Raw genomic sequence first — 9,181 nt, 5'->3', positions numbered from 1 at the left:
TACTTCTTCTTGTCCACCCACTGTTGTTCTTCAGCGGTGAACCCGTTGTCTGCGGCGACACCACCCTTGGCAGGTGACGTCTTCTTGTCTGTTGTCGTCATGGCTAGGCGACCTCCATCTGACTGGCATGAAGTGTGTTGTGGAACACACACTACATATTGTGTGGCTGATGTTACCCAGGCAACACATGTCTGGCAACGCTGGATACGTGTCCGGCGAGAGGGGTCGCAGGACAGTCGTGCGGGTGGTATCGCAGAGTGAGGGGGTGGTGCTGAACACTGCGACAGCAGCTGCTGACCGGTTTCACCTCGGAGGTGGCGCCGAGGAGCTGCCTTGAGCAGTCGGAGCCTGTCGAGCCGGATACCGTCTCCCGCACCTCGGCGGGGATGACGCGGCAGTCGGCAGGTCCAGGGTGTCAGGTGGGGCTGTGGCCGGGGATGGGCAATATGACCTAGAAGACCCTGCTGGGAAAGCGCTCCACAGCGAAACCGGCAGGGCCATGCCGGTGACTTGAGTTTGCCCCTCGAGCTCCCGGCACCACAGATAGTACGTACAACCCAGGCAGCGTGCAGAAATAGTGGATCCCCCTCAGCGAGCAGCGAAAGATGCTGAGGGGGATCGATGGTCGTTAGTACACCACATGCTCACGACCGCTTTACTGACACGTGTACCGGCGACGCCGCTACAGAGAATGCTGACCCATAAGCCAGCATGCATAAGCATACCTAAGATCGAGCGCCGTTCCGTCGACAGGCCCCAACGTCTACACCTCGCAACATAGAGCGACCCCCGCCGTGGCAATTACTCTACGGTTCAGCGGGGGTCTGCCGGGTCGCGTGACATGGAGCCGACCGGCAAGTGCCATGCTACTGAACGACGTTAAGAGAGCAAGGGGCACCCCTGAAGGTGGGAGGGGATACCTGTAGGCCTGCCAGGCGGGTAGTAGTCTGTAAGGGCTAGCCCCTATCGACAACTGTCCTCGCCGGTAGGGGTTAGTTGCTGTCGGCAGCCATTGCACAGAATTCCCGACCCCATGACGCTAGAAGACCCTCACCCTGGCTAGCGATAGAACAAGGTGAGGGTCAACCCGCTCTGATACCACAAGAGCGAGTGTGTCTACTTCGACCAAGAAAGTAGACTGGCGAAACCGGCCACACTACATAACCGATCTAGCTTTCTGACCTGCATATCGGCGAACCGATTCGGCAAGTGCCGATCCCGAGATCGGCAATTCCCATGCTACTTCAGGGCACTTTTTCAGCAACCACTTTCTGTCGACTCACCCCCGAAGATGGGAGTAACCTCAGCCGACACGGCGGCTTACAGCACGGCCACTTACCCAGGTACCCCCTGACGGCGCGGGCGGTCGTACCGGCAACCCTAGCGCGAGGGTCGAAGCACTTGATTAAATTTAATCGCCAGGATCAGCGTGTTTGCTACATGGGGGTGATTTACGGGGGTGTTTTTCTCTCGTCAAACGATCACGATTAGGTAACGTCGGCCTAGCCACCGCAGCACGAGCTGACGGTGACCCAATCTCCAAGGAGTACAGCATGTCCGAAGTCGTCACTGATCTGATCTCGAACCTGCCGGAATCCATCCAGGGATTCTTCACCGACCTCGTGGACGGGATTTCCGGCTCGCTCGGATCCGACGCCCCTGAGGCCCCCGAAACCCCTGATGTGCCAGAAACCCCGGAAACCCCGGAAACCCCGGAAACCCCTGAGGTTCCCGACACCGAGGCGCCCGAGGCTGAAGCACCTGCTGCGTAAGCACCCCTCGCCAGTTGTAAGCCCCCACTTCCGAGGAATAGAGGAGGAGTGGGGGCTTCGCTGTGTCTGCCGCAGGGGATACGCTAACTCGTCCACGTTGACAGGCCGCCCACGGGCAACCAACAGGCTGCATTCCCAACGCTGAGGAGAAAACGATGATCACCAGATCGTGGGTCGGTTCACCATTGAGCACTTTCTCCCACCGCCGTCGAGGTTTCGCGCGGTAAGCAGCGCCTGTCGGCGCTACTTCGTGTCGGCATCAACCCTGGAGGCATCCGTGTCGATGTGCTCCTTGCGAACATCATCCGAGGACGTCTTGGTTTCCTCGACGTCCTCCTTGCAAATCGACACCTTCTCCACCGGCTTGGTCTCCTTGTTCACACTCACCTGGTCCTCATACAGAGTGACCGAGGCCTCCTGCTCACCGATATCATCAGGGTAGCTGGAGGCATCGTCGCTGATAGGGGAGCGCTCGACGGTGACCTGATCACGGGACACTGGAACCTCCACCGTCTCGGTCTCGGTGCTCACGTACTTACGAAGACGAACTTCTTCTGTGTCCAATCGCTGCTTGTCGACATCGAGGTGCTCTTCAGAGCGTACAACTCCATTAGCGGAGGAGTCAGTGAACTATCCGCACAGCGCCGTCAGCGCTCTGGGGTGCTCTTTAACAGGGCGGATCTGTTCAGGCGGGGATGGGCGTTGGCCACCGTAAAACCCCGGCGGTGAGAGCTCACTATTCAATCATCCATGATGTGACAGTGAATGCCCCAGACGATAGCCATGACCTCCCTCAGTGCCATCCGGCGGCGCACTGGCCGGTACTGGCTCCAGCTGCAACAGGAAGTATGTATCCTAGGCCTGACTAATGTTCTTCTGATTCGTCAACTCTTGCGCCCTCCTACCCTCGATATTCGTATACCTTTCGTTCCAGAATGCGGCATTTTTTATACCCAGACTAGTTGGATCGAATTCCGGCTCCAGCCCCTGCTTTCTTTGCCTCTCGTAATCTCTGTGTACCTTGAATACGATCGGAGAGAGCAGGGTGATGACGATCATATTAATCCACCCAAGTGTGGCGTATCCTATGTCACCAGCTGCCCACATTGCCTTTGCGGGGACGACTCCACCGATGAAAGATATCACCAATGCGCCGAGACGGAGAATCCAGGTAGCGACCTTATTTTCCTTCTGGCCAGTGAGGTATTGCAGATTCGACTGGGCGATGTAAAAGAATGCGACCTGGCTTGTGAAAGCAAACAGGAATATTGCCACCGCTACGAACGGTGATCCGAACCCATGCATCGTAGTATCAATTGCGTGCTGTGCGAATTCCGGACCGGCAGCGATTGCTTCATTGATGTTTGTGTGAATTCTGTCACCGGTGGACGTGATGACATTATAGGAATCCGTGGCAACGATGAGGGTGCCGGTGGCCATACAGACGAAGAGAACATCAACATAGATGCTAAACGCCTGAACTAGTCCCTGCTTGGAGGGGTGGCTGACGTGCGCTGCCGCTGCTCCGAAAGTACCTTCACCGACGCCGGCAACAGATGTGAAAATCGCCCGACGGATACCCCAGGTCACGGCATACCCTGCGATCCCGCCGAAGATTTGATTGACTCCCATAGCACTGCCAAAGATCACAGAGATCGTCTCAGGTATGGAAGTGATGTTAATGAGGATAACGACAATCGCGATGATGATGTATCCCGCAGCCATGAATGGCACGATCGTTTGCGCCACATTAACAATCCGCTTTGTTCCGCCGATGAGAACGATCCCGAGAATCACGGTGACAATAGTTGCTGTGATCCATGCTGGTATGTCGAATGCGTAGCTGACGCTGTTTGAGATATTGTTCGACTGGATTCCGGGAACCAGAAATCCGTAGGCAAGGAAGGCGACAAGCGCGGCGATTGCAGCGAGCCAACGCCATCCCAGACCGTATCGGATGTAATAAGGGATTCCTCCGCGATGTTCTCCGTCGATCTTTCTCTTGTATACCTGTGCGAGTACAGATTCGGCATAACTACTGGCTGCACCAACGAATCCAGTTACTGCCATCCAGAAAATGGCACCTGGCCCGCCAAAGCCGATCGCAGTTGCAACGCCACCGATTGCTCCGACTCCGACGCGACTAGCTAGAGTCATCGATAGCGCCTGGAACGAGGAGATTCCTTCGTCATGTTCATCTTTTGCTCTGCCATCGCTTACCTGACGGCCGGCAATCTGCTTCATCATGTCTGGTAGACGTCTGATCTGGATCGCTCGAGAGCGGAACGTGAAGTAGAAGCCTAGAAGGAGTGCGGCGTAGGCCATCCACTCCCACATATGGTCCGAGATGGTCTGAAGGGTTTGGGTCACAGTTCTCGTCTCCGTTCGGGTTCAGAAGTGGACCAATGCACCTGAGCAACCTCACCCACAGTGCTATGGCATGTGTGACATGGTACATAGCACAAGCCTACGAGCGGAAGGGTTTCGCGGAACTTGCATCGGACAGCAGGGAGCGCCCGGCCGGTCTGTGATGGAGAATCGGCGCCCTACCTGGTCATTCCCAGATATGAAGTTGGGGTAACATTCTTGTTGCAGGAAAACTTGCTTGCTTGAAACGGCGGATGTCGCTGTGTGCGGAGGGTAAATGTGTCTATTTACCGGAGGTAAATGGGTGGCGGGAGTCCTGCGCTCAACTGGAGGATTTCGGCGCTTTAGTGTTTAACGATCGCGCGGGTGGGGCTGACCATTCACCTCGGACGTGGTTGATGTGATCTTTCATGGCGGTCTCGGCCGCGCCGGCATCTCGGCTCTCTAACGCGTCAAGGATGGCGTGATGCTCCTGGGCAGAATCAACAAGTAACCCAGCTTCTGACAGGTCTTTGAGGCCGAAGAGTCGTGTGCGATTCCGTAGGTCGGAAATAATGGACGAGAGCTCGGCATTCTCTGTGAAGGAGATCAACCTGAGGTGGAATGTTCGGTCACTGTCGAGGTAGCGTACGAGGTCTCCCTGGACTGCTGCATTAACGATGGATTGCGCCATGTCCCGGAGCTCTGGAAAACAAGACTCAGGCACAAGAGGGGTGATGTCTCGAACGCTGGGCGGTTCGAGAAGTAGCCTGATCTTTGCGATCTCATTGAGTTCTCGTGGGGACGGTTGCGTGACTCCAAAGCCTTTATTTCGTACGGGCTCCACCAGTCCTTCGCGCGCGAGGTCGACCATCGACTCCCTGATCGGGGTCGGTGAGACACCGAACTGTGCAGCAAGCGTAGGAGCTGAGTACACCTCACCGGGCGTCATTTCTCCTGCGATGATCGCCCCGCGTAGCGTGGAGGTGACCGTCTCACGGATACTTCGCCGCGGCGCCAGGGTGCCGATCCGGTCCTGGTTTGGGAACACTACAACTCATCTCCGGGTACTGTTGAGCCTCGCATTGTGACGTTCATCGCCGCTGGTTCACAGTGCCCTATTGTCCCTGGCTATTGCAGGTGAAAGGGTATGTGGTCATTGGATCATACGTGTGATCTGGTGACCACACTACCGGCCGTGGTGGCCCAGAGCGACGATGGAGGGGATACTCACTAGAAGCCTATCGCGCTGTGATCTCAAGGCGCAGAGGGTCCCGAGATGGGTGCTAGAAGTGCGTCAGCATGACCCGGTGCGCCGTTCTGTTGCTGCTTTGCCGTGGTTATGCGTACACCGAACAGCGAAACGACCAGGCATAATGCCTGGTCGTTACCTTCTACTCTGCCTCGACGCTGTGCGAAGCGGCGTGATGGAGCACGTGTGTTAACACTTGATAGTGGGGCTATTTGTAGCCGAGCTCCAAGACCTTCTCGGTAGCCTTGATGATCTCTTGGCGGATCTCAGCCGGCATGTCCATGCGCGGAGGACGGCACTTACCGCCCCAGCGCCCGGCGACCTCCTGGGACAACTTAATAGCCTGCACAAAGTACGTCTTCGAATCCCAACGCAAGAGCGAGTGAAGGTCTCCGTAGATCTGTCGAGCCTTTGCCCAGTCCTCAACGTTCCCGGAGGTGGAGAGGCGGAACAGCTCCGTGGTGGACTGTGGAATCGCATTGGTGTAGCCGGCCACCCAGCCCACAGCGCCGGCAATGCCCATCTCGAGGACGACATCATCGCTGCCGATCGACAGTGCGAGGTCTGGGGCGAGCTCCCGGGTCTCGTATGCCCTACGGACGTCTCCTGAGAACTCCTTAACGGAAACGATGAGGTTCTCGTCGCTGAGCTTTTGCAGCAGAGGCGGAGTCATATCGATCTTGGTGTCGATCGGGTTGTTGTAGGCCAGAATCGGCAGACCTGCTGCAGCCACGCGACGATAGTGATCAAGAACCTCTTCGTCGGAGGCGCGGTAGGCGTTCGGGGGAAGCAGCATCACGCCGTTGGCGCCTGCTTCTTTCGCATGCTCTGCATGGCGGACGCTCTCTAGTGCGCCGTATGCACCTACCCCGGGGATCACGTTGAACCCATCTGGGGCAGCCTCGATGGCGACCTCCACAACTTTCTGTCGTTCTTCGGGAGTCAGCGTCTGATATTCGCCGAGTGAACCATTGGGGCAGACGCCATCAGCACCATTCTCAGCCAACCACTCGACATGATCAGCGAAGGTGTCATAATCGACGGTGAGGTCTTCTTTGAAGGGCAGGGTGGTGGCAACATTAACCCCGAGCCAGGGTTTCTGGTCAGTCATTGACTACTCCTAGGTGAGTGGTGGTGGGAATCTGGGCCATGCTGGCCAGTGCACCTCTAGTGTAACAGTACAATTTCACATTGTACATGGTGAGAGTCCTCTCTGTTAGAACGGAGGGGTGCTCCCTCGAAGTGTTAGTTTTTGCGCAAACCCCAGGACTGGGATTCGCCAGCGGGGCCATGGTGACGGGGGATACCCCATGGGTTCGTATCCTGCAATGCTGGCGGCAGGACGGACTGGGGGGCATTCTGAAACGCCACCCCGCGCAGGAACCTGCTGATTGCCGCAGTCCCTACAGAAGTGGAAGAGTCATTGGTGGTTGCCGGGTACGGGCCACCATGCTGCTGGGCATAGCTCACAGCCACCCCGGTCGGCCACCCGTTGAACAGCACCCGGCCCACCTTGCGGGAGAACACAGAGATCAGCGCCGACAGGTCCGAGCTTTCCTCGTTGTCACCGATGTGGATTGTCCCGGTGAGGTTGCCCTCGAAGAACGTTTCGATCACTGCGGGAACATCGGCCTCGTTGTCGTACTCGACAAGGACAGAGAACGGGCCGAAGACCTCGTCGAGGAACTTGCCGTCATCCTTGGCCAACTTGCTAGCGGGAACCGACACAATGGTCGGGGTCGCCCACACTTGGCCATCCTCGTCAAGCTCAGCGGAGCCTTCCACGACAACACGGACATCGGGGTCAGACAGGAAGATGTCGGTACCGCCGATGTAACTCTGTCCGATACTCGGGTTGAGCAGGCGGTGCTTCGGTACGTCAGCGGCGGCCTTGGAAATTTCTTCCTCGAAACCGGCGACATCACCCTTGGAAGGTATCCAGAGGAACCCAGGCTTGGTGCACAGCTGTCCTGCCGACCCAGCAACGGATCCCAGGAAGCCCTGAGCGATGTCTTGGCCGCGCTGCTCGAAGGCGGCGGTGGTCACCACAGCAGGGTTGACGCTGCCCAACTCCCCGAAGAAGGGAATAGGACGGGGGCGGGCCGCAGCGATGTCAGCCAACATGCGTCCGACCTTGATCGATCCGGTGAAGGTACCGATGTCCACCCGATCGTCGTTGAGTGCTGCGGTTCCTGCCTTCTGTCCCTGGATGAGAGCAAAAACTCCGTCGGGTGCGCCAGCGGCTGCAAATGCATCGACAACGACTTGTGCTGTTTCAACCGAGAGATCCGGGTGCCCGGAGTGTCCCTTCACAATCACCGGTGATCCCGCGGCGAGTGCAGCTGCGGAGTCGCCGCCAGCAACCGAAAAAGCGAAGGGGAAGTTGGAGGCAGCGAAGTTGAGCGTGACACCGGCAGGCACCAGAACGCGACGAAGGTCCGGACGTGTACCGAGAACGAAATCGGGGTCAGCATCATCGATGCGGGCGTCCAGGTAAGAGCCGTCCCGAATGACATCGGCGAACAGGCGGAGCTGGACAGTGGTGCGCTTGAGCTCACCGGTCAGCCGGCCGTTGGACAGGCCAGTTTCACGCTCGGCCGTTGTGACCAGAGAACTCGCATGCTCGTCGAGCGCGTCGGCAACGGTGACAAGAGCAGCGGCCCGGTCAGCAGGGCTTGTCGCGGCCCAGGCCGGTGCTGCGCCAGCAGCCGCGGTGAGGATCGATTCGAGCTGGTCCTGGGTGGTGTGTCCAGAGGAAATGGTCGTCATGATCTTGCTCCTATCTGTAGTGGTGTCTTCTGGGGTTCAGAAGTCGAATCCGGCAGGGAACGGATCCGTGGGATCGAGCATGTACTGCCCGATCCCCGTGACCCACGCACGGCCGGTGATCGTGGGGGTGACTGCGGTGCGGTCACCGACTGTGGTCGTGCTCACCAATCGGCCGATGAAGCGCGTACCGATGAAGGACTCATTGATGAAATCGGTGTCGAGCTCCAGCTCACCGCGCGCATGAAGCTCAGCCATACGTGCAGAGGTACCTGTGCCACAGGGCGAGCGGTCGAACCAGCCCGGGTAGATGGCCATGGCGTGCTTGGAGTGGTGAGCATCCGATCCCGGAGCGATGAACTCGACATGGTGGACGTGATCGACCCCGGCGATTTCCGGGTGAGCGGGGGCATCCTGGGTGTTGATAGCTTCCATGATCGACATCCCCATCCGACTGATGTCCTCTTTGCGGGACCGGTCGAACGGCAACCCGACATCTTCAAGGTTGACCATCGCGTAATAGTTACCGCCGAAGGCCAGAGAATAGGGTACTTGCCCAAATCCCGGCACATTGATAGTCGCATCGAGACGCTCACAGAAGCTTGGCACGTTCTCAATCGTGACCGAGTCGGCGTGGCCTTCGCTTACCGCGACACGGGCAATGACCAGGCCGGCCGGGGTGTCCAAGCGAATGACCGTCTCGGGTTCCACAACCTCAACCATCCCGGTTTCCACCAACACGGTGGCAGTACCGATAGTTCCGTGGCCACACATGGGAAGAAGCCCGGAGACCTCGATAAAGAGAACACCCCAATCCGCATCCGGCCGGGTCGGAGGCTGGAGGATGGTTCCGCTCATCGCCGCGTGGCCACGGGGTTCACAGACCAGGAAGCGGCGTAGATCATCACGTTCGTGCATGACGTGCAGGCGCCGCTCGTTCATTGTGCTTCCCGGGAGCACCCCGACCCCGCCGGTGACCACGCGTGTGGGCATGCCTTCGGTGTGTGAGTCGACTGCCGAGATCAGCCTGTTGGCTTTCATGCCT

At 58.1% G+C, this 9,181-nt stretch carries 6 protein-coding genes and 1 pseudogene; 1 reads left to right on the top strand and 6 read right to left on the bottom strand.

The window, feature by feature from the left end:
- Positions 1-1,553: 1,553 nt before the first annotated feature.
- A complete protein-coding gene (locus BJF89_RS18980) occupies positions 1,554-1,772 on the top strand; it encodes a hypothetical protein (protein WP_187344674.1) in 219 nt (72 codons plus the stop codon).
- Positions 1,773-2,015: 243 nt separating this feature from the next.
- Here BJF89_RS18980 and BJF89_RS04445 read toward each other — a convergent pair.
- The 6 genes and pseudogenes from BJF89_RS04445 to BJF89_RS04420 all read right to left on the bottom strand — a co-directional run.
- Positions 2,016-2,360, bottom strand: a pseudogene (locus tag BJF89_RS04445) (YsnF/AvaK domain-containing protein); the annotation flags it as partial.
- Positions 2,361-2,627: 267 nt separating this feature from the next.
- Entirely contained in the window at positions 2,628-4,142 is a 1,515-nt protein-coding gene (locus BJF89_RS04440) for a sodium:alanine symporter family protein (protein WP_255372486.1), read from the bottom strand.
- A gap of 319 nt (positions 4,143-4,461) precedes the next feature.
- Positions 4,462-5,169 carry a GntR family transcriptional regulator gene (locus BJF89_RS04435; RefSeq protein WP_075812619.1) on the bottom strand — a complete coding sequence of 236 codons (708 nt, stop codon included), beginning with the start codon at positions 5,167-5,169 and terminating at the stop codon, positions 4,462-4,464.
- 409 nt (positions 5,170-5,578) lie between these two features.
- A complete protein-coding gene (locus BJF89_RS04430) occupies positions 5,579-6,481 on the bottom strand; it encodes a dihydrodipicolinate synthase family protein (protein ID WP_075812617.1) in 903 nt (300 codons plus the stop codon).
- A gap of 134 nt (positions 6,482-6,615) precedes the next feature.
- Entirely contained in the window at positions 6,616-8,139 is a 1,524-nt protein-coding gene (locus tag BJF89_RS04425; RefSeq protein ID WP_075812615.1) for an aldehyde dehydrogenase (NADP(+)), read from the bottom strand.
- Positions 8,140-8,175: 36 nt separating this feature from the next.
- Positions 8,176-9,177, bottom strand: coding sequence for a proline racemase family protein (locus tag BJF89_RS04420; RefSeq protein WP_075812613.1), 1,002 nt, complete (start codon positions 9,175-9,177; stop codon positions 8,176-8,178).
- Positions 9,178-9,181 lie beyond the last annotated feature (4 nt).

It is taken from the genome of Corynebacterium sp. CNJ-954 (genome assembly GCF_001942345.1).
In the GTDB taxonomy this organism is placed as follows: Bacteria; Actinomycetota; Actinomycetes; order Mycobacteriales; family Mycobacteriaceae; genus Corynebacterium.
This window is presented reverse-complemented; position numbering and strand designations above follow the sequence as displayed.

Excerpts from the sequence above, each read along its gene's own strand:
- BJF89_RS18980 (WP_187344674.1), top strand. The coding sequence starts at position 1,554 with ATGTCCGAAGTCGTCACTGATCTGATCTCGAACCTGCCGGAATCCATC.
- BJF89_RS04430 (WP_075812617.1), bottom strand. The coding sequence starts at position 6,481 with ATGACTGACCAGAAACCCTGGCTCGGGGTTAATGTTGCCACCACCCTG.
- BJF89_RS04425 (WP_075812615.1), bottom strand. The coding sequence starts at position 8,139 with ATGACGACCATTTCCTCTGGACACACCACCCAGGACCAGCTCGAATCG.
- BJF89_RS04420 (WP_075812613.1), bottom strand. The coding sequence starts at position 9,177 with ATGAAAGCCAACAGGCTGATCTCGGCAGTCGACTCACACACCGAAGGC.